The organism is Pseudomonas sp. Eqa60 (assembly GCF_018326405.1).
Taxonomy (GTDB): domain Bacteria; phylum Pseudomonadota; class Gammaproteobacteria; order Pseudomonadales; family Pseudomonadaceae; genus Aquipseudomonas; species Aquipseudomonas protegens.
Map to the genome: position 1 here is coordinate 6,804,972 of NZ_AP024342.1, position 20,329 is coordinate 6,825,300.

Annotated in this window: 18 protein-coding genes and 1 pseudogene; 7 read left to right on the forward strand and 12 right to left on the reverse strand. The window is 63.3% G+C overall.

Annotated features, from left to right (window positions below):
• Nucleotides 1-141: 141 nt before the first annotated feature.
• Both KI242_RS30975 and ubiA read left to right on the forward strand, forming a co-directional pair.
• Nucleotides 142-747 (forward strand): chorismate lyase, encoded by a 606-nt coding sequence (locus tag KI242_RS30975; protein ID WP_212805790.1) that lies wholly within the window; start codon nt 142-144, stop codon nt 745-747.
• Complete coding sequence (ubiA, locus tag KI242_RS30980; protein ID WP_011064273.1) at nt 747-1,637, forward strand: 4-hydroxybenzoate octaprenyltransferase; 891 nt, start codon at nt 747-749, stop codon at nt 1,635-1,637. The genes KI242_RS30975 and ubiA overlap by 1 nt, the downstream gene beginning before the upstream one ends.
• Nucleotides 1,638-1,753: 116 nt before the next feature.
• On the opposite strand, the gene KI242_RS30985 is transcribed toward ubiA, so the two are convergent.
• On the reverse strand, nt 1,754-2,137 hold the full coding sequence (locus KI242_RS30985; protein WP_011064274.1) for a hypothetical protein: 384 nt from the start codon (nt 2,135-2,137) through the stop codon (nt 1,754-1,756).
• A 151-nt stretch (nt 2,138-2,288) separates the two neighbouring features.
• On the opposite strand from KI242_RS30985, the pseudogene phoB reads away from it, so the two are divergent.
• The 3 genes and pseudogenes from phoB to KI242_RS31000 all read left to right on the forward strand — a co-directional run bounded on the left by phoB (nt 2,289) and on the right by KI242_RS31000 (nt 5,856).
• Nucleotides 2,289-2,977: pseudogene (gene phoB, locus KI242_RS30990) on the forward strand (phosphate regulon transcriptional regulator PhoB).
• Nucleotides 2,978-3,105: 128 nt separating this feature from the next.
• Nucleotides 3,106-4,398, forward strand: a complete 1,293-nt coding sequence (phoR, locus tag KI242_RS30995) for a phosphate regulon sensor histidine kinase PhoR (RefSeq protein WP_186355251.1) — start codon at nt 3,106-3,108, stop codon at nt 4,396-4,398.
• 117 nt (nt 4,399-4,515) lie between these two features.
• Nucleotides 4,516-5,856 carry a hemolysin family protein gene (locus KI242_RS31000; RefSeq protein ID WP_011064276.1) on the forward strand — a complete coding sequence of 447 codons (1,341 nt, stop codon included), beginning with the start codon at nt 4,516-4,518 and terminating at the stop codon, nt 5,854-5,856.
• Nucleotides 5,857-5,893: 37 nt separating this feature from the next.
• Here the strand turns inward: KI242_RS31000 and KI242_RS31005 are convergent, their stop codons facing one another.
• From KI242_RS31005 to KI242_RS31050, 10 genes are all read right to left on the reverse strand, one after another.
• Entirely contained in the window at nt 5,894-6,790 is an 897-nt protein-coding gene (locus tag KI242_RS31005) for a M23 family metallopeptidase (RefSeq protein WP_212805791.1), read from the reverse strand.
• Between the two features lie 61 nt (nt 6,791-6,851).
• The gene (locus KI242_RS31010) at nt 6,852-7,166 is read right to left on the reverse strand and encodes an XRE family transcriptional regulator (RefSeq protein WP_011064278.1); all 315 of its coding nucleotides are present in this window, start codon (nt 7,164-7,166) and stop codon (nt 6,852-6,854) included.
• The gene (locus KI242_RS31015; RefSeq protein ID WP_011064279.1) at nt 7,159-7,494 is read right to left on the reverse strand and encodes a type II toxin-antitoxin system RelE/ParE family toxin; all 336 of its coding nucleotides are present in this window, start codon (nt 7,492-7,494) and stop codon (nt 7,159-7,161) included. Before KI242_RS31015 ends, KI242_RS31010 begins: the two co-directional genes overlap by 8 nt.
• A gap of 560 nt (nt 7,495-8,054) precedes the next feature.
• Nucleotides 8,055-9,014, reverse strand: a complete 960-nt coding sequence (locus tag KI242_RS31020; protein WP_019093932.1) for a response regulator — start codon at nt 9,012-9,014, stop codon at nt 8,055-8,057.
• A gap of 166 nt (nt 9,015-9,180) precedes the next feature.
• A complete protein-coding gene (gene phoU, locus KI242_RS31025; protein ID WP_011064281.1) occupies nt 9,181-9,942 on the reverse strand; it encodes a phosphate signaling complex protein PhoU in 762 nt (253 codons plus the stop codon).
• Between the two features lie 121 nt (nt 9,943-10,063).
• Nucleotides 10,064-10,897: a phosphate ABC transporter ATP-binding protein PstB gene (gene pstB / locus KI242_RS31030; RefSeq protein ID WP_011064282.1), complete on the reverse strand. Its 834-nt coding sequence runs from the start codon at nt 10,895-10,897 to the stop codon at nt 10,064-10,066.
• 186 nt (nt 10,898-11,083) lie between these two features.
• Nucleotides 11,084-12,754, reverse strand: coding sequence for a phosphate ABC transporter permease PstA (pstA, locus tag KI242_RS31035; protein ID WP_011064283.1), 1,671 nt, complete (start codon nt 12,752-12,754; stop codon nt 11,084-11,086).
• A 15-nt stretch (nt 12,755-12,769) separates the two neighbouring features.
• Nucleotides 12,770-14,803: an ABC transporter permease subunit gene (locus KI242_RS31040; RefSeq protein WP_212806405.1), complete on the reverse strand. Its 2,034-nt coding sequence runs from the start codon at nt 14,801-14,803 to the stop codon at nt 12,770-12,772.
• 488 nt (nt 14,804-15,291) lie between these two features.
• Complete coding sequence (locus tag KI242_RS31045) at nt 15,292-16,275, reverse strand: phosphate ABC transporter substrate-binding protein PstS (protein WP_011064285.1); 984 nt, start codon at nt 16,273-16,275, stop codon at nt 15,292-15,294.
• 241 nt (nt 16,276-16,516) lie between these two features.
• Nucleotides 16,517-17,806, reverse strand: a complete 1,290-nt coding sequence (locus KI242_RS31050) for an MFS transporter (RefSeq protein WP_169892549.1) — start codon at nt 17,804-17,806, stop codon at nt 16,517-16,519.
• A gap of 403 nt (nt 17,807-18,209) precedes the next feature.
• Between KI242_RS31050 and KI242_RS31055 the strand changes: the two genes are divergently transcribed.
• Together KI242_RS31055 and KI242_RS31060 are read left to right on the forward strand one after the other, a co-directional pair.
• A complete protein-coding gene (locus KI242_RS31055; RefSeq protein ID WP_003229628.1) occupies nt 18,210-18,614 on the forward strand; it encodes an acyl-CoA thioesterase in 405 nt (134 codons plus the stop codon).
• A gap of 58 nt (nt 18,615-18,672) precedes the next feature.
• Nucleotides 18,673-19,572 (forward strand): D-hexose-6-phosphate mutarotase, encoded by a 900-nt coding sequence (locus KI242_RS31060; protein WP_194237629.1) that lies wholly within the window; start codon nt 18,673-18,675, stop codon nt 19,570-19,572.
• Between the two features lie 175 nt (nt 19,573-19,747).
• Here KI242_RS31060 and KI242_RS31065 read toward each other — a convergent pair whose 3' ends face one another.
• Nucleotides 19,748-20,284 (reverse strand): DUF3299 domain-containing protein, encoded by a 537-nt coding sequence (locus KI242_RS31065; protein WP_011064288.1) that lies wholly within the window; start codon nt 20,282-20,284, stop codon nt 19,748-19,750.
• Nucleotides 20,285-20,329: the final 45 nt, after the last annotated feature.

Sequence of the window (20,329 nt, forward strand, 5' to 3'; positions counted from 1 at the left end):
CGGTGGGTCGGTCGATGGATCGACTCTAGAAGGCCACGCTGATCAGCGTCCGGCACTGGGGTTTTTTACTGATCACTACCGGCAGATGCAAGCACGTTCGTGCCGCCGGGCGTCCTGGATCAATCAAAACCGGCGATCGCCATGCTAAGCTCGCCGCCTCATTTGCTGCCAATACTGACCCACTGTGCCGCACTCAATGCCCCCGCCCCGGCCCCCACCTGGCTGGTGCAAAGCCGTTTGTCCCCCTTCCCCGGCACAGCCGTTGCCAACTGGCTGTTCGATGAAGGGTCGCTGACCCGGCGCCTGACCCGGCTGTCCCACAACGCCTTCAGCGTCACCCCGCTGGTGCAAGAGTGGCAAACCCTGCGCAACGACGAATGCGCCGCCCTGGGCCTGCCCGAACAGAGCGAAGGCTGGGTGCGCGAGGTGTACTTGCGCGGGCACGGCCAGGCCTGGGTGTTCGCCCGTAGCGTCGCCGCCCGCAGCGCCCTGCTCGAAGGCGGCCTGAATATCGACGAACTGGGCAGCCGCTCCCTGGGCGAGTTGCTGTTCTGCGACCAGGCCTTTACCCGCCAGCCCATCGAAGTCTGCCGCTACCCCCGGCACTGGCTGCCCGCTGCCGTTGCCGACAACGGCCTGTGGGGCCGTCGCTCACGCTTTGACCGCGGCCCCCTGAGCCTGCTGGTGGCGGAAATCTTCCTGCCCAGCCTGTGGACCGCCATAGACGCCCGACCGGAGGCCTGCTGATGTACCTGAGCCTGCTCAAATCCCTCAATCGCCTGCACCCGCGGGCCTGGGACTTCCTGCAACTGGCGCGCATGGACAAGCCCATCGGCATCTATCTGCTGCTATGGCCAACCCTGGTGGCGCTGTGGATCGCCGCCGAGGGCCAGCCGTCCCTGAGCCATGTGCTGATCTTCACCTTCGGGGTGGTGCTGACCCGCGCCGGCGGCTGCGCCATCAACGACTTCGCCGACCGCAAGGTGGACGGCCAGGTCAAGCGCACCGACCAGCGGCCCCTGGCCACCGGCAAAGTCAGCGCCAAGGAGGCCCTGATACTGTTCGCGGTGCTGATGGGCGCCGCCTTCCTGCTGGTGCTGTGCACCAACGCCACCACGGTCTGGCTGTCGTTCGGCGCCCTGGCCCTGGCCGCCTGCTACCCCTTCATGAAGCGCTACACCTATTACCCGCAGGTGGTACTGGGGGCGGCGTATTCCTGGGGCATCCTGATGACCTTCACCGCGCAGAACGGCGAACTGCCGGCCACCGCGTGGCTGCTGTACATCGCCAACCTGCTGTGGACCGTGGGCTACGACACTTACTACGCCATGACCGATCGTGACGATGACCTGAAAATCGGGGTCAAGTCCACGGCGATCCTGTTCGGCGATGCCGACCGGGTGATCATTCTCACCCTGCAGGGCTTGTCCCTGGGCTGCCTGCTGCTGGCCGGGGCACGGTTCAATCTGGGGGGCTGGTTCCACCTGGGGCTGGCGGTAGCGGCGGCGTGTTTCGCCTGGGAGTTCTGGTATACCCGGGATCGCGACCGGATGAAGTGCTTCAAGGCCTTCCTGCATAACCACTGGGCGGGCCTGGCGATCTTTGTCGGGGTGGTGCTGGATTACGCGTTGCGCTAGACCGTCAAGCAAGGCCCTATGGGCCTTTTCGCAGCTTTGCCAGGGCTCGGCAGCGGCTACAGAGATCGGTGTAGCCGCTGCCGCAAGCTGCCAATGGCCCGGAGGGCGGCGGGATGTCAGTCGGATTTCGCGACCTTCCAGGCGCCGTCCATCTTGCCTTCGCCGGTCATGTCACCGGCCTTCTTGTCCATCACGAAGCCATACAGCGGCTTGCCGTCGTAGGCCCACTGCATCTTGCCGTCGTCACGCTTGATCACCGTCCACTTGCCCATGGCCTTGTCACTGCCCTCGGCCATCAGCGGCGGCCAGTTGGCAGCGCATTTGTCATTGCACATGGACTTGCCGTCGGCATCCTTGGCAAAGGTGTAGAGGGTCATGCCCTTGTGGTCCACCAGCACGCCGTCCTTGCTCATTGCCGGGTCGGCGGCCATGGCGAATGTCGGCAGGGCCAGGACAGCGCCTACCAGCAGGACTTTCAACGATTGCTTGAACAGAGTCATGGAAACCTTCTTTTGTGGTTGTCAGGAATCGGACTCAAAGCTTAGTCCACGAAGCAGCACCCCGCCCCGCGACCTGAAATACTGTCACACGACTGCAATAATTCCGTTATCTAATGCGGCGCAAGACAGTTAAATGACAAGAGGTTCAAGCATGGTTGGCAGAAGCATTCTGATCGTTGACGACGAAGCGCCTATTCGCGAAATGATCGCCGTTGCGTTGGAAATGGCCGGCTATGACTGCATGGAGGCAGAGAACTCTCAGCAGGCCCATGCCATCATCGTCGACCGCAAGCCGGACCTGATCCTGCTGGACTGGATGCTACCCGGCACTTCCGGCATCGAGTTGGCGCGGCGCCTCAAGCGCGACGAGCTGACCGGGGACATCCCGATCATCATGCTCACCGCCAAGGGTGAAGAGGACAACAAGATCCAGGGCCTGGAAGTCGGCGCCGACGACTACATCACCAAGCCGTTCTCCCCCGCGAACTGGTGGCCCGCCTCAAGGCCGTGCTGCGCCGTGCCGGCCCTACCGATGGCGAAGCGCCAATCGAAGTCGGCGGCCTGCTGCTGGACCCCATCAGCCACCGGGTGACCATCGACGGCAAGCCCGCGGAAATGGGCCCTACCGAATACCGCCTGCTGCAGTTCTTCATGACCCACCAGGAGCGTGCCTACACCCGTGGCCAGCTGCTGGACCAGGTCTGGGGCGGCAATGTGTACGTCGAGGAACGCACCGTGGACGTGCATATCCGCCGGCTGCGCAAGGCCCTGGGCGATGCCTACGAGAATCTGGTACAAACCGTGCGCGGCACCGGCTATCGTTTTTCCACCAAGGCCTGACGGCAGCGGCAAGCGACAAGCGGCACGCCGATGAGTGACCGCTTCAACACTTGCAGCTTGGAGCTGCGCCACCCTCCACGGACGTGTTTCAAGTGAATCAAAACTGGCATGGCACCCTGATTCGCCACATGTTGCTGTTGATCACCGGCTGCCTGCTGGTGGGCCTGATCAGCGGCTACTACGGCTGGAGCCTGGCCGCCGGCCTGGGCATCTACCTGGCCTGGACCCTCAAGCAGTTGCTGCGCCTGCACGAATGGCTGCGCCTGCATCAACCCGACGAAGCGCCCCCCGACGGTTATGGCCTGTGGGGCGAGGTGTTCGACAGCATCTACCACCTGCAACGCCGCGATCAGCGGGTGCGCGGGCGCCTGCAGGCGGTGATCGACCGGGTCCAGGAGTCCACCGCGGCCCTTAAGGACGCGGTGATCATGCTCGACAGCGACGGCAACCTGGAATGGTGGAACCGCGCCGCCGAGACCCTGCTGGGGCTCAAGACGCCCCAGGACAGCGGCCAGCCGGTGACCAACCTGGTGCGCCATCCGCGCTTCAAGGAATACTTCGAGCAGGACAGCTACGCCGAGCCGCTAGAAATCCCCTCCCCGGCCAACGACCGGGTACGCATCCAGCTCTACATCACCCGCTACGGCAACAACGAGCACCTGATGCTGGTGCGCGACGTGACCCGCATCCACCAGCTGGAACAGATGCGCAAGGACTTCATCGCCAACGTCTCCCACGAGCTGCGCACGCCGCTGACGGTGATCTGCGGCTACCTGGAGACCCTGCTGGACAACGTCGAGGAAGTGAACCCGCGCTGGAGCCGCGCCCTGCAGCAGATGCAGCAGCAAGGCGGGCGCATGCAGACCCTGCTCAACGACCTGCTGTTGCTGGCCAAGCTGGAGGCCACGGACTACCCGTCGGACAACCAGCCGGTGCCCATCGACGTGCTGCTGCAATCGATCAAGAGCGACGCCCAGGCGCTGTCCGGGGAGCGCAACCAGCGCATCACCCTGGAAGCCGACGCGTCGGTACAACTCAAGGGCAGCGAAGCGGAGCTGCGCAGCGCCTTCTCCAACCTGGTGTTCAACGCGGTGAAATACACCCCGGCCGAAGGCAATATTCGCATTCGCTGGTGGGGCGACGAACAGGGCGCGCACCTGAGCGTGCAGGACTCGGGGATCGGCATCGACAACAAGCACCTGCCGCGCCTCACCGAGCGCTTCTACCGGGTGGATTCGAGCCGCAACTCCAACACCGGCGGCACCGGCCTGGGCCTGGCCATCGTCAAGCATGTGCTGCTGCGCCACCGTGCGCGCCTGGAGATCAGCAGCGTGCTGGGCCACGGCAGCACCTTCACCTGCCATTTCGTTCCGGCCCAAGTGAAGAAAAACCGCACCCAGAGCCTGACCGACCAGCGCTGACAGCCACTCGCCCCTAGGCAATTGCCCTGTCAGCCGCTACATTGCGTAACTTGTGCCTGCCTTTCAGGCACCGCATTTCCTTCCTTTTCGAATACACGGAACCCGCAAAACTCCATCATGGACCCTTCCCCTGGTTTTACCCTCGCGTCTCTTTTCGCCGACTTCGGCATGATTCTTTTTGCTCTGATCCTGGTCCTGCTCAACGGCTTCTTCGTTGCGGCGGAGTTCGCCATGGTCAAGCTGCGCTCGACCCGGGTCGAGGCCATTGCCCACAAGAACGGCTGGCGCGGGCAGATCCTGCGCACCGTGCACAGCCAGCTCGACGCCTACCTCTCGGCCTGCCAACTGGGCATCACCCTGGCCTCCCTGGGCCTGGGCTGGGTCGGTGAGCCGGCCTTCGCCCATCTGCTGGAGCCGCTGCTGGGCGCCCTGGGCGTGAGCTCTCCGGAAGTGATCCGCGGCGTGTCGTTCTTCACCGCGTTCTTCATCATTTCCTACCTGCACATCGTGGTCGGCGAGCTGGCGCCCAAATCCTGGGCGATCCGCAAGCCGGAGCTGCTGTCGCTGTGGACGGCGGTGCCGCTGTACCTGTTCTACTGGCTGATGTACCCGGCCATCTACCTGCTCAACGCCAGCGCCAACACCATCTTGCGCATCGCCGGGCAGGGCGAGCCCGGCCCGCACCACGAACACCACTACAGCCGAGAAGAACTCAAGCTGATCCTGCACTCCAGCCGCGGCCAGGACCCCAGCGACCAGGGCATGCGCGTACTGGCCTCGGCGGTGGAAATGGGCGAACTGGAAGTGGTGGACTGGGCCAATTCCCGGGAAGACCTGATCAGCGTCGAGTTCAACGCGCCGCTCAAGGAAATCCTCGCCCTGTTCCGCCGCCACAAGTTCAGCCGCTACCCGGTCTACGACAGCGAGCGCAACGAATTCGTCGGCCTGCTGCACATCAAGGACCTGCTGCTGGAACTGGCGGCCCTGGACCACATTCCCGAGTCGTTCAACCTGGCCGAGCTGACCCGCCCGCTGGAGCGTGTATCCCGGCACATGCCGCTGTCGCAGTTGCTGGAGCAGTTCCGCAAGGGCGGCTCGCACTTCGCCCTGGTGGAAGAAGCCGACGGCAAGGTCATTGGCTACCTGACCATGGAAGACGTGCTTGAAGTGCTGGTGGGCGATATCCAGGACGAACACCGCAAGACTGAGCGCGGCATCCTGGCCTACCAGCCGGGCAAGCTGCTGGTGCGCGGTGACACCCCGCTGTTCAAGGTGGAACGCCTGCTGGGCATCGACCTGGACCATATCGAGGCCGAAACCCTCGCCGGCCTGGTGTACGAAACCCTGAAACGGGTGCCGGAAGAGGAAGAAGTACTGGAGGTCGAAGGCCTGCGCATCATCATCAAGAAGATGAAGGGACCGAAGATCATCCTGGCCAAGGTGCTGATGCTGGATTGACGGCCCTTTCGCCGCCAAGCCGGCTCCTACGGGCAGGTTATTGGTTGCCCAGGGCAAAATTCGGCAAATCCCCCAGGGGCTGGTTGAACTGATAGGGAATCGACACCAGCCCCAACCCGGTATTGCGCTGCACCACGAAATGCAGGTGCGGCCCACTGCTGTTGCCGGTGTTGCCCGACAGCCCCAGGGGGCTGCCCACCGCCACTCGCTGGCCCTCCCGCACGCTGACCGAACCCTGCTTGAGGTGCAGGTACACGCCCATGGTGCCGTCGTCGTGCAGCACCCGGACGAAATTGCCCGCCGGGTTATTGCCCCGCCCGTTCTGGGCGTTCTCGGTCTTCACCACCACCCCGCCCCGGGCGGCAATGATCGGCGTCCCCACCGGCATGGCGATATCCATCGCATAGCGGCTCTTGGGGCTGAAATGGCTGTATTGGCCATTGGCGCCCTGGGTCAGGCGAAACGGCCCGCCACGCCAGGGCAGCGGGTAGCGATAGGCCTGGGTGGCGCCTGCCGGATCCCCCAGGGAATAACGGAACCTGGGGGCATAGCTCAGAGGCTGGTCGGCGCGAATCGCCGTGAGCAGCGCCAGGCGCTGCCTGCTGCGGGCCGGCAGCACCTGGCGGATCGGCTGCCCCGGAGCGCCGCTGACATTGTTCAACCCGGCAAAGCTCAACTCCACTTCCACCGGGGCATACAGGTCATTGCGCACATACACCGCATCCACCCCCCTGTGCTTCTGGATATCCAGGCGCACCTGGCGCTCAAGGTGCTCCACCATGCGGTCGCGGAACACGAACTCCTGGGCCCCCGGCGAAGGCCGGTCGCTGTAGGAGACCACGCCATTGGCGTCGATGGACTTGTACACAGTCATCGCCGCCAGCGACGTGGCGGCTAAAGACAATCCACAGAAAAACAGCAGGCGCACAAACATTCGGCAGCTTCTTGGCAGAGGGTGGAATCACGCTAGCAGCCTGATATGGAGCTTGTATGAATCAGGCGGGCGCCAGGGGTTCAATGCCGCCAGCGTCGAAGTGGATGTCCACCCCCAGTTGCGCCGCCTCGCAGAGGTTGACCAGCGCATCGAGGGAGAACTTGTTGATCTTGCCGCTGAGCACATCGTTGAGCCGGGGCTGGGTGATATTGAGGCGCCTGGCCGCCTCCTTCTGCGACACCCCCCAGGCCTGCACGGTCTTGCCCAGTTCCAGCATCAGCTTGGCCCGCAGGCGCATGTTGGCGGCCTCCTGGGGAGTGGCTTCAAGGGCATCCCAGACACTGGCAAAGCGCTGGTTGATCGGTTGGTCAGTCATGGCGTGAACCTGTTTCCTGATATCTGGCACGAGCCAGCTCTATATCCCGCGCCTCGGTCTTGCGGGTGGTCTTGCGCACCGCGTGCAACACATAAATGGCCGCGGCCCGCCGGACCACATAGAACAACCGAAACGCCCCTGAATCCTCATGGATCCTGATCTCGAAAACGCCCGGGCCAATGGTTTTCACCGACCTGCAATCGTAGGGCTGTTCACCCTGCTGCAGCAGATCCAGCTGGAAACCGGCGGCCCGACGGGCATCTTCAGGGAACGCCCTGAGATCCCGCAGCGCGCTCCCGACAAACACCACATCCTTGTGCCTGGGCATCGAACCTCTCCTGTTAATAACCAGGAACAAGGCTAATCAACACGGCCAGGACCGGTCGCGCCGGGTTGTTTCAAGGCATGGCCGCAAGGGGTGAACAACAGAGCGCGCCACCTGAAATCTATATCCAAACAGATATAAATCAAGCGCAAAGAAATTAATCTGACGTACGGCGGAAAGTACCGAGGGGGGCGGAGCACGCCTTGTGGCTTGAGGGTTACAGCCTATGTTGCGAGTTGCTCGCTCGATAGCGGGATGACGCAGCAGCCCGCCTCGGCGGCCGGCAAAAGCCCGCAGTGGGAAAGTGTTTTCAGCAGATTTCCACTGCCTCCCATCACCGCAGGAACCGGCTTGCCGGCAAAGAGGCCTTCAAGCCTTGTGCTGCCCTTGTGGGCGCCTTCGCTGGCAAGCCAGCTCCTACACAGCAAGAGGGTGTTCTCGCGGCTTACGCACCTGCCGCCGTAGGAGCCGGCTTGCCGGCGAAGAGGCCTTCAAGCCTTGTGCTGCCCTTGCGGGCGCACTCGCTGGCAAGCCAGCTCCTACAGCGAGGCGGCCGGCAAGGATCAGGCGCCGGGAACGAAGTGCTTCTGGGCGGTGCCGCGGGCGATCAGGCGGGAGATGTAGTCGAGCTTCTGGGCATCCTGGTCCACGAAGCGGAAAGTCAGCTGCAGCCACTCGCTGTCCGGCTTGGGTTCAAAGGCCACCACCGCATGCAGGTAGCCATTGAGCCGCGCCACTTCGGCGTTGTCGCCCTGCTCCAGGTCCAGCACCGCGCTCTCCAGCACCTGGGGCAGGCTGTCGGTGCGCTTCACCACCAGCAAGGCTTCCTTGATGCTCAGGGCCTTGATCACACACTGCTGGTTGCCGCTGGACAGCCGCAGCTGGCCCTGGCCACGACCACCACCGGCCGCTGCCGCAGGCGCCGGGGCCTTGACCGGAGGGCTGTTGAGCAAACCGCGGGCCGGCGCTGCTGCCGCTGGAGCTGGAGCCGGGGCGGCAGCCGCCGGTTTGGCGAACGGATTGACCGGAGCCGAAGCCGCCCCCACCACCGCCGGCTTGCCGCCAGTCAGGGCGCTCAGGGAGTCGTTGCCAAAGGCCGAGTTCATCTTGGTCGGCGCGCTGTTCATCAAGGTGTCGAGCTTGCCGACCTTGTTCAGCGCCTGCTTGACCTTGGTCAGCAGCTGTTCGTTGGTAAAAGGCTTGCTCACATAACCGGAAACCCCGGCCTGGATCGCCTGCACCACGTTTTCCTTGTCGCCCCGGCTGGTGACCATGATGAACGGCATGGCCTTCAGCGCATCTTGCTCGCGGCACCAGGTCAGCAGCTCAAGGCCGGACATTTCCGGCATTTCCCAGTCGCAAAGGACCAGGTCGAAGGCTTCACGGGCGAGCATCGCCTGGGCCTTCTTGCCATTGATCGCGTCTTCGATCTTGATGCCAGGGAAGTAGTTGCGCAGGCACTTCTTCACCAGGTCACGAATGAACGAAGCGTCATCCACCACCAACACACTTACCTTACTCATCGACCACCCCTTTAAAAATCCCGGCAAGCATAACGCTGGCTGATGGCACTTTGCCAAAACTCTTCAGTCACGCCGGGACTTTTCGTTCGCGGGTGCTGCTTTTCAATTTCCAGGAGCACAAACAAAAACGCCCGGCCAAAAGGCCGGGCGCTCTTCTCGGGCACTCTTACTTATCGTCAGTTTCATCCGGAACATTAGCGGATTCGCCACTGGTACCTTCAACTTCCTGCTTCATGCGCTTGAGCCCAAGGTGACGAACATCGGTGCCGCGCACCAGATAAATCACCAGCTCGGAAATGTTGCGCGCGTGGTCGCCGATCCGCTCCAGCGAGCGCAGCACCCAGATAATGCTCAGAACCCGCGAGATAGAGCGTGGGTCTTCCATCATGTAGGTGGCCAGCTCACGCAGCGCGGTCTTGTATTCGCGGTCGATGATCTTGTCGTACTGGGCCACCGAAAGTGCCAGGTCGGCATCGAAGCGGGCAAAGGCGTCCAGGGCATCGCGCACCATGTTGCGCACCTGGTCGCCGATATGCCGCACTTCCACGTAGCCACGCGGGGCCTCGCCCTCTTCGCAGAGCTGGATGGCCCGGCGGGCGATCTTGGTGGCTTCGTCGCCGATGCGCTCCAGGTCGATCACCGACTTGGAGATGCTGATGATCAAACGCAAGTCGGAGGCCGCCGGCTGGCGACGGGCGAGAATGCGCAGGCATTCCTCGTCGATATTGCGCTCCATCTGGTTGATCTGGTCGTCGATCTCGCGCACCTGCTGGGCCAGGCCGGAGTCGGCCTCGATCAGCGCTGTGACCGCGTCATTGACTTGCTTCTCCACCAGCCCGCCCATGGCCAGGAGGTGGCTGCGTACTTCTTCCAGCTCGGCATTGAACTGCTGGGAGATGTGATGGGTTAAGCCTTCCTTCGAAATCATCGTGTTCGCTCCGCGAAAGTTGCAAGCTTCAAGCCGCAAGCTTCAAGCAGTTAAATAGTGATCCGGATGTCGCGCACCGCCTCTGTTGCGCCGCGTGAAACCTGCGGCTGGCAGCTGCTTTCTAGCCATAGCGCCCGGTAATGTAGTCTTCGGTCTGCTTCTTCGCCGGGTTGGTGAACAGCGTGTCGGTATCGCCGAACTCCACCAGTTTGCCCATGTACATGAAGGCGGTGTAGTCGGAAACCCGCGCCGCCTGCTGCATGTTGTGGGTCACGATGACGATGGTGAACTTGGACTTGAGCTCATAGATCAGCTCCTCGACCTTCAGGGTCGAGATCGGGTCCAGGGCCGAGCAGGGTTCGTCCAGCAGCAGCACTTCCGGCTCCACGGCGATGGTCCGGGCGATCACCAGACGTTGCTGCTGGCCGCCGGACAGGCCCAGGGCCGAATCATGCAGGCGGTCCTTGACCTCGTCCCACAGCGCCGCGCCCTTGAGCGCCCATTCCACGGCTTCGTCGAGCACGCGCTTCTTGTTGATGCCCTGGATGCGCAGGCCGTAGACCACGTTTTCATAGATGGTCTTGGGGAACGGGTTGGGCTTCTGGAACACCATGCCGACCCGGCGACGCAGCTCGGCCACGTCTTCGCCCTTGCGGTAGATGTTGTTGCCGTAGAGGTTGATCGCACCCTCTACGCGGCAGCCGTCCACCAGGTCGTTCATGCGGTTGAAGGTCCGCAGCAGGGTCGACTTGCCGCAACCGGACGGGCCGATAAAGGCGGTCACGCGCTGCTTGGGGATGTTCATGCTGACGTCGAACAACGCCTGTTTCTCGCCGTAGTACAGGCTCAGGCCGGGCACTTCGATGGCCACGGTTTCCTGTTCCAGGCTCAGGCTCTGCTTGTCGCGGCCCAGGGCGGACATGTTGATGCCATGAGTGTGTGCTTCGTGTTGCATGGGATGCTCCCTGTGCTACCAATTCGTTTGTCGTGAACCGCAGGCATCAGGCCAGCGGCGACATCATTCTGTTCCGTAGGAGCCGGCTTGCCGGCGAAGAGGCCTTGAAGCCCTGCGTCGCCCTTGTGGGCGCCTTCGCTGGCAAGCCAGCTCCTACGCAAGCCAGCGTCCACACAAGCCAGCCGATCAGCTGTCCAGTGCCTTGTATTTTTCACGCAGGTGGTTACGGATCCACACCGCCGACAGGTTCAGGGTGGCGATCACCAGCACCAGCAGCAGCGCGGTGGCGTACACCAGCGGCCGCGCCGCCTCGACGTTGGGGCTCTGGAAGCCGACGTCGTAGATGTGGAAGCCCAGGTGCATGATCTTCTGGTCCAGGTGCAGGTACGGGTAGTTGCCGTCCAGCGGCAGCGACGGCGCCAGCTTCACCACACCCACCAGCATCAGCGGCGCCACTTCACCGGCAGCGCGGGCGACCGCGAGGATCATCCCGGTCATCATCGCCGGGCTGGCCATGGGCAGAACGATCTTCCACAGGGTCTCGGCCTTGGTCGCACCCAGCGCCAGGGAACCTTCGCGCACGGTGCGGGGAATCCGCGCCAGGCCTTCTTCGGTGGCCACGATCACCACCGGCACCGCCAGCAGCGCCAGGGTCAGGGAAGCCCAGAGCAGGCCCGGGGTGCCGAAGGTCGGCGCCGGCAGCGCTTCGGGGAAGAACAGACGGTCCACGGAGCCGCCCAGCACGTAGACGAAGAAGCCCAGGCCGAACACACCGTAGACGATGGCCGGAACCCCCGCCAGGTTGTTCACCGCAATGCGGATCACCCGGGTCAGGGTGTTCTGCTTGGCATATTCACGCAGGTAGACCGCTGCCAGCACGCCGAACGGGGTGACGATCATGGCCATGATCAGGGTCATCATCACGGTGCCGAAAATGGCCGGGAAAATACCGCCCTCGGTGTTGGCTTCGCGCGGGTCATCGCTGAGGAACTCCCAGACCTTGCTGAAGTAGAAACCGATCTTGGTAAAAGTGCCCATGGCGTTCGGCTGGTAGGCGTGTACCACCTTGCCCAGGCCGATCTCCACTTCCTTGCCGTTGGCATCACGGGCGGTCAGGCTGTCGCGGTTGAACTGGGCGTGCAGGTCGCTCAGGCGCGCCTCGATGTCCTGGTAGCGGGCATTGAGTTCGGCGCGCTCGGCATCCATGTCGGCCTGGGCCGCGGCATCCAGCTTGCCGTCCAGCTCCAGCTTGCGGCCGTGCAGGCGGATGCGTTCCAGGCCGGCGTTGATGGCGCCGATGTCGGATTTCTCCAGGGTCTTGAGCTGGGCGGCCAGCTTGTTCACCCGGTCGATCCGCGCTTGCAGCTCGGGCCAGGCGGCTTCGCCTTCGGCGATCACCTTGCCGCTTTCCTTGACGTTGACCAGGTAGCCGTAGAAGTTGCCCCACTCACGGCGCTCGATGGCCATCAGCTCTTTGGGGTAGCTCTGGTTGGTCAGCCACTCGCCGACGATCCAGGTGAAGTCGTTGCCGTTCAGGTCACGGTTGCCGACCTTGATCAGCTCGCGGGTCATGAACTCCGGGCCCTGGTCGGGCACCGGCAGGCCGGCACTCTTCAGACGCGCCCGGGGCACTTCTTCCTTCTGCACCACTTCACCGATAACCAGGTGGTTGGCCTGGCCCGGAACGTCGTAGTTGGCGTGCACCAGGTCGGCTGGCCAGAAGTGGCCGAGGCCACGCACGGCGATCACCGCCAGCAGGCCGATGGTCATGATGACCGCGATGGACACCGCGCCACCGCTGATCCAGACGCCGGGGGCGCCGCTCTTGAACCAGTCTTTTAGGGAGTTCTGTTTCACAGACTTCTACCTTTCTTAAAGCGACGAGTATTTCTTGCGCAGACGCTGACGGATCAGCTCGGCGAGGGTGTTCATGACGAAGGTGAACAGCAGCAGCACCAGCGCCGAGAGGAACAGCACGCGGTAGTGGCTGCCGCCGACTTCCGATTCGGGCATTTCCACCGCGACGTTGGCGGCCAGGGTGCGCAGGCCTTCGAACAGGTTCATTTCCATGACCGGGGTGTTGCCGGTGGCCATCAGCACGATCATGGTCTCGCCCACGGCGCGGCCCATGCCGATCATCAGCGCCGAGAAGATCCCCGGGCTGGCGGTGAGGATCACCACCCGCGTCATGGTCTGCCACGGCGTGGCGCCCAGGGCCAGGGAGCCCAGGGTCAGGCCCCGCGGCACGCTGAACACGGCGTCTTCGGCGATCGAGTAGATATTCGGGATCACCGCAAAGCCCATGGCCAGGCCCACTACCAAGGCGTTGCGCTGGTCGTAGGTGATCCCCAGGTCGTGGGAGATCCACATGCGCATGTCACCACCGAAGAACCAGTTTTCCATGAACGGGCTCATGTACAGCGAGAGGAAGCCGACGAAGATGATCACCGGGATCAGGATCGCGCTCTCCCAGCCGTCCGGCACTTTCAGGCGCAGCGACTCGGGCAAACGACTCCAGGCGAAACCGGCCACCAGGATGCCGATCGGCAGCAGGAGCAGCAGGCTGAAGATGCCCGGCAAGTGGCCTTCGACATAGGGCGCGAGGAACAGGCCGGCGAAGAAACCGAGGATCACCGTCGGCATCGCCTCCATCAGCTCGATCACCGGCTTGACCTTGCGGCGCATGCCCGGGGCCATGAAGTAGGCGGTGTAGATCGCCGCCGCCACCGCCAATGGCGCCGCCAGCAGCATGGCGTAGAACGCCGCCTTCAGGGTGCCGAAGGTCAGGGGCGAGAGGCTCAGCTTGGGTTCGAAATCGGTGTTGGCCGCGGTGGATTGCCAGACGTATTTAGGCTCGTCGTAGTTCTCGTACCAGACCTTGCTCCACAGCGCACTCCAGGACACTTCCGGGTGCGGGTTGTCGAGCACCAGGGGCTGCAGCTTGTCGCCGGCCTCGACGATTACCCGGTTGGCCCGTGGCGACAGGCCGAACAGGCCCTGGCCGTCTACCACCTGGTCCACCAGCAGGGTGCGGTGGGCGGTGCTGTGGAACACCCCGAGCTTGCCGGCGGCGTCTAGGGCCACGAAGCCCTTGCGACGCTCTTCGGCGGTGATTTCAACAATGGGCGCAGAGCCCATCTGGAAGGTGCGGATCTGCTTCAGGCGCAGCTCGCCGTCCGGGTCGCGGGCCATGAACCACTGGGCCAGGCCGCCCTTGGAGGTCCCGATGATCAGCGAGATGCCGCCCACCAGCTGGGTGCTGGCGGTGACTTCGGTATCGGCGTCTTCCAGCAGTTTGTAGCGACCGTTGAGGCTCTTGTCCCGCAGGCTGAAGACGTCGGCCTGGGCGCGCCCGTTGATCACGTACAGCCACTGCTGGCGCGGGTCGATGTACATGGCCTTGACCGGCTCGGTCATCTGCGGCAGCTCGATGCGGCTCTGCTCGCTGGTGACCTCGCCGGTCATCATGTTTTCTTCGCGGGTCAGCTTCAGCACTTGCAACTGCGAAGCGGTAGAACCGGCAACGATCAGCGACGAATCGGTGGCATTGAGGTTGACGTGCTCCAGCGCACCGCCCTGCTCGTTCAGGGTGATGGGGGTTTCGCCGTAGGGGTACTCGATGGCCGGCGAGATAGTCTTCTTGCCGTCCGGGTAGCTGACCTTGTAGGTATGACGGAACACCAGGGCCTGGCCGTTGGACAGGCCGACCACCACCAGCGGGTTGCCGGGCTGGTCCTTGCCGATGGAGGTGACGCTGGCGCCCGCCGGGATCGGCAGGTCGACCTTGCGCAGCTCGGCGCCACTGTCGATGTCGAAGAACAGCGCCTGGCCCTTGTCGGAGACACGCATGCCAACCTGGTTCTGCTCTTCCAGGGAGAACATCAGCGGCTTGCCGGCGTCCTGCATCCAGGCGGGAGTCAGAGGGTCCTTGGCGGTCAGTTCGGCACCCTGGAACAGCGGCGCGACGACATAGGCGAGGAAGAAGAAGATCAGGGTGATAGCACCCAGTACCGCGAGGCCGCCGACAAGGACGTACCAGCGGGTCAGGCGGTCTTTGAGCGCGCGGATGCGACGCTTGCGTTGCAGTTCAGGCGTATTGAAGTCAATGCGCTTGGGGGGAGAAGTCGTAGTCATGGTGGAGTTGGCCAGATCATTCATGCGCACACCCTAGCGATCCTGTATGACAGAAAGATGACAATGCAGTGACGCAACAAATCCGCCGCATGGCAGGGCCGGCAGCGGACAGAAAATGAGGTTGCAGGAGCCGGCAGGCCGACGAACCAGCCTTGAGCCTGGGTCGCCATTTCAGGCGCTTTCCCTGGCAAGCGGAACGCCGCCCGGCCAGCTCCTACGAAAACGAGAGGGTCCGGGGAGCCCGGACCTTCGGAGGCGGCTTATGCGCCTTCTTTCAGGCCCAGGTCAGCCAGTGCCTTGGCGGCCACCTTGGCTGGCAGTGGGATGTAGCCGTCTTTGACGACCACTTCCTGGCCTTGTTTGGACAGGACCAGTTTCACGAACTCGGCTTCCAGCGGGGCCAGAGGCTTGTTCGGGGCCTTGTTGACGTAGACGTAGAGGAAGCGCGACAGCGGGTACTTGCCGTTCAGGGCGTTTTCTTCGGTGTCTTCGATGAAGTCGGTGCTGCCTTTCTTGGCCAGGGCCACGGTCTTCACGCTGGCGGTCTTGTAGCCGATGCCCGAGTAGCCGATGCCGTTCAGCGAGGAGCTGATGGATTGCACCACCGACGCCGAACCAGGCTGTTCGTTGACGTTAGGCTTGTAGTCGCCTTTGCACAGGGCTTCTTCCTTGAAGTAGCCGTAGGTGCCGGATACCGAGTTGCGACCGAACAGCTGAACCGGCTTGTTGGCCAGGTCGCCCTTCACGCCCAGGTCGCCCCAGGTCTTCACTTCTTCCTTGGCGCCGCACAGACGAGTCGAGGAGAAGATCGCGTCGACCTGTTCCATGGTCAGGTGCTGGATCGGGTTGTCCTTGTGCACGAACACCGCCAGGGCGTCCACGGCCACCGGGATAGCGGTTGGCTTGTAGCCGTACTTCTGCTCGAAGGCCGCCAGTTCGGTGTCCTTCATCTTGCGGCTCATCGGGCCCAGGTTGGAGGTGCCTTCGGTCAGCGCGGGTGGCGCGGTGGCGGAGCCGGCGGCCTGAATCTGAATGTTGACGTTCGGGTATTCCTTTTTGTAGTTCTCGGCCCACAGGGTCATCAGGTTCGCCAAGGTATCGGAACCGACGCTGGACAGGTTGCCCGACACACCAGTGGTCTTGGTGTAGCTCGGGATAGCAGGGTCAACAGCGGCAACCGCGTGGGCAGTCGCAACGCCAGCGGCGACAAAGGTCATTGCCGCCATCAAACGCTTCAGTTTCATGCCTTACTCCTAGCAGATAGGGTGTGTTAAGTCGGGGCCAAGTATCTGTAGGCCGTGTGAACACTCTATGTCCGGAATATGACAATTAGATGAAAGGCCAGCATTCCTGAACGGAAGCTGGCCTTTCTTTGTTCGGCGATAAAAACCTCTGTAGCCGCTGCCACAGGCTGCGATCGACCCGCAGGGTCGCGGCGCCCTTCAGCTCATCAGCAGGGCCTGCGCAGCGGCTACAGGGTGGTGGTCAGCGGCCCTTGGCCCACAGGTACAACCCCACCAGCAGGCCGATGCCGCAAATAATTGCAACATAATAGGCCGGGCCCATGGGGCTTTCCTTGAGCAGCCAGGTCACCACCATCGGCGTCAGGCCACCGAAGATCGCGTACGCCAGGTTGTAGGAAAACGACAGGCCGCTGAAGCGCACCACTGCCGGGAACGCCTTGACCATCACATAAGGCACCGCACCGATGGTGCCGACGAACAGGCCGGTCAGGGCATACAGCGGAAACAGCCACTGCGGGTTGTCCAGCAGGCCGTGATAAAAGGTCCAGGAAGTGACCAGCAACAAGGCGCTGCCGAACACGAATACCTTGCCCGCACCGAATCGGTCCGCCAGGGCACCCGAGGCCACGCAGCCCAGGCTCAGGAAGATAATGGCCAGGCTGTTGGCTTCCAGGGCGGTGATGGCCGGGAATTTATAGACGGTCTGCAGCACGGTGGGGGTCATCAGGATCACCACGATGATCCCGGCGGACAGCAGCCAGGTCAGCAGCATGGAAATCACGATCGCCCCGCGGTGATCACGCAGCACCGTGCGCAGCGGCAGTTCCTCGGCCAGGGCCTTGCGCAGTTGCAGTTCGGCGAACACCGGGGTTTCGTGGAGCAGGCGGCGCAGGTACACCGAGAACAGGCCGAACACCCCACCCAGCAGGAACGGGATCCGCCAGGCGTAATCCGCCACTTCCACCGGGGTATAGATGCTGTTGATCGCAGTGGCCACCAGCGACCCCAGGAGAATCCCGGCAGTCAGACCCGAGGTCAGGGTGCCGCAGGCATAGCCGATATGCCGCTGGGGCACGTGTTCGGAAACGAACACCCAGGCCCCGGGCACCTCACCACCGATGGCCGCCCCCTGGATCACCCGCATCAGCAACAGCAGGATCGGCGCCCACATGCCGATCTGCGCGTAGGTCGGCAACAGGCCCATGATCAGGGTGGGCACCGCCATCATGAAGATGCTCAGGGTGAACATCTTCTTGCGCCCCAGCAGGTCGCCAAAGTGAGCCATGACGATCCCGCCCAGGGGCCGCGCCAGGTAACCGGCCGCGAAGATCCCGAAGGTCTGCATCAGGCGCAGCCACTCGGGCATGTCCGCCGGGAAGAACAGCTTGCCGACCACGGTGGCAAAGAACACGAAGATGATGAAGTCGTAGAACTCCAGCGCCCCGCCCAGGGCAGACAGGGACAATGTCTTGTAGTCACTACGGGTCAGCGGACGGGCGGGTTGCGCAGGCTGCGCGGCGCTCGAGGGCACAGTGGTCATGGCAAGGGCTTCTCTTATTAGTCGGTTCTGGAAGCCGCAACAGCGCTGGTTGGGGCCTGGCAGGTTCGGCACGATAGCAAATTGTTCGAATGCGTACACAGCGGCGCACAAATGACTCACAAATTTGCGAACTGGACGGGTCGTCGCGGAGTCTATCGACCGATATACTCGCAGACCTCGAAGCGCAAAGCCGCTTCTGGCAAGGGTTGCTGTGCGAAAACGCTGCTGCGCGCCCCTGGCCCTGGCCAGCGCCAGTCGATTTCGCAGAGTTTCCCTTTAGCACGCCTTAGAAAGAACGTGACGAACGTAGTATGTTCGGGCTGAATCGTTTTTCCTGAAGACGGCTATTCACCTGAAGTACCCATGAAGCGTCACGGGTCAGAGGCCCCCCGGCATGATAGAACTCGAACAAGAAGATCCAATCCCGCAAGGCGACCTGGCCTTGCAAATCACCGCACTGCCCCGTGAAACCAACGGCTTTGGCGATATTTTCGGCGGCTGGCTGGTCGCGCAGATGGACCTGGCGGGCACCGCCATGGCCAGCCGCGTGGCCGGCGGCCGGGTGGCCACGGTGGCCATCGACCGCATGGCGTTCCTGGTGCCGGTGGCGGTGGGCGCGCAGCTGTCCTTCTACACCCAGACCCTGGAGATCGGCCGCAGCTCGATCCAGATGATGGTGGAAGTGTGGAGCGACGACCCGCTGTCCAGCGAATGGCGCAAGGTCACCGAGGCGGTGTTCGTATTCGTCGCCATCGATGGCAGTGGCCGCACCCGCTCGGTTCCGCCGCGCGCGCGCTAAACCTGATGACCGTTCTGCGGTCCATAGCAGCCCACACCTTGCGAACGAGAACAGCAGCATGCCTACGCCCCAGGTCGAAACGGTAAAACTGGATGAACTGAACTGCTGGCGCATCCGCCACGGTGACGCCGAACTGCTGGTGGCCCAGCAGGGCGCGCACATCCTCAGTTATCAAGTGGCCGGGCAACAGCCGCTGATCTGGCTCAACGACGAGGCCGTGTTCAAGCGCGGCAAGAGCATCCGCGCCGGGGTGCCGGTGTGCTGGCCCTGGTTCGGCAACTTTGCCCGCAACCCGCAGGCGGTGCAGGCCATGCGCCAAGGCACTGACCCGGCGCCGGCCCACGGCCTGGTGCGGGCCACCGACTGGGAACTGCTGGGCATCGAAAGCCAGGGCGACAGCCTGCTGGTTGAGCTGCACCTGCCCTGCCCCGCGGGTGGTTTTCCCGGCTGGCCCCATCAAGTGGAACCACGCCTGAGCATCCGCCTCGACCAGCAACTGCACATCAGCCTCAGCAGCCACAACCTGGGCACTGAAAGCGTGAGCATCAGCCAGGCGCTGCACAGCTACTTCGCGGTCAGCGATGTGCGCCAGGTGCAGGTCGAAGGCGTGGACGGGCTGAGCTACATCGAGACCCTGGAAGACTGGAAGACCAAGGTCCAGAGCGGCAGCCTGCACTTTACCGGCGAGACCGACCGCATCTACCTGAACGCCCCGACGCAGCTGGAGATCGTCGACCCGGACTGGCAACGGCGGATCCGCCTGCGCAGCGAAGGCTCGCGCACCGCGGTGATCTGGAACCCCTGGATCGACCGCGCCGCCCAATTCAGCGACATGGCCGACGACGGCTGGCAGCGCATGCTGTGCATCGAGACCGCCAACGTGATGGACGACATCATCACCCTGGCCCCCGGCGCCCGCCACACCCTGAGCGTCAGCATCAGCGGCACCCCGCTCTGACCCCACCTGCCCCGTAGGAGCTGGCTTGCCAGCGAAGAGGCCCTCAGGACCGTCAGCGTTCTTGCGGCCGCTTTCGCCGGCAAGCCGGCTCCTACCGTTCAGAAATACCTTCAGCGGTCTAGTTCAACAGAGCCGTTTGGAAGTACCGTTCAGAAGCACATTCAGAGCTGCGGCTTCAGAGATCCGATTCCTTGACCACCCGCACCTTCGCCGCATCCAGGGCGTAGGCGGCATCGGCCAGGTCGTTGCTGACTTTCTCGATCTTCAGGGTGCCGGTCACCCACAGCGGCGTGTAGATGTCGTCCAGCTTCAAGCCCTTGGGAAAACGCACCAGCACCAGCTGGTTGGGCGGCGGTGGCGGCACGTGGATGCAGGCGCCCGGGTACGGCACCAGGAAGAACAGCGTGCTGCGCCCCTTGGCATCGGCTTCCAGCGGCACCGGATAACCGCCGATGCGGATCTGCTTGTCATTCATGGCCGGCACGGTCTTGGTGGAATACATCACCGCCGGCAACCCCTTGCTCTGCTTCAGGCCGCCCTTTTCGGTGAAGGTGCCATTGGCTTCCGGGGAGTTGTGGTCGATTTCCGGCATCTGCTCCAGGGCCTTCTGGTCCGACTTGGGCATCAGCTCCAGCCAATCGGTTTCCGGCAGTTCGCCAGCCTGGGCCAGGCCGCAGCCCAGCAGAACAAAGGTCAATAGAAGACGGCGCATGTGAGGGTGGCTCGGTCAAAAGGGAAGGACGGGAAAACCCGGGCA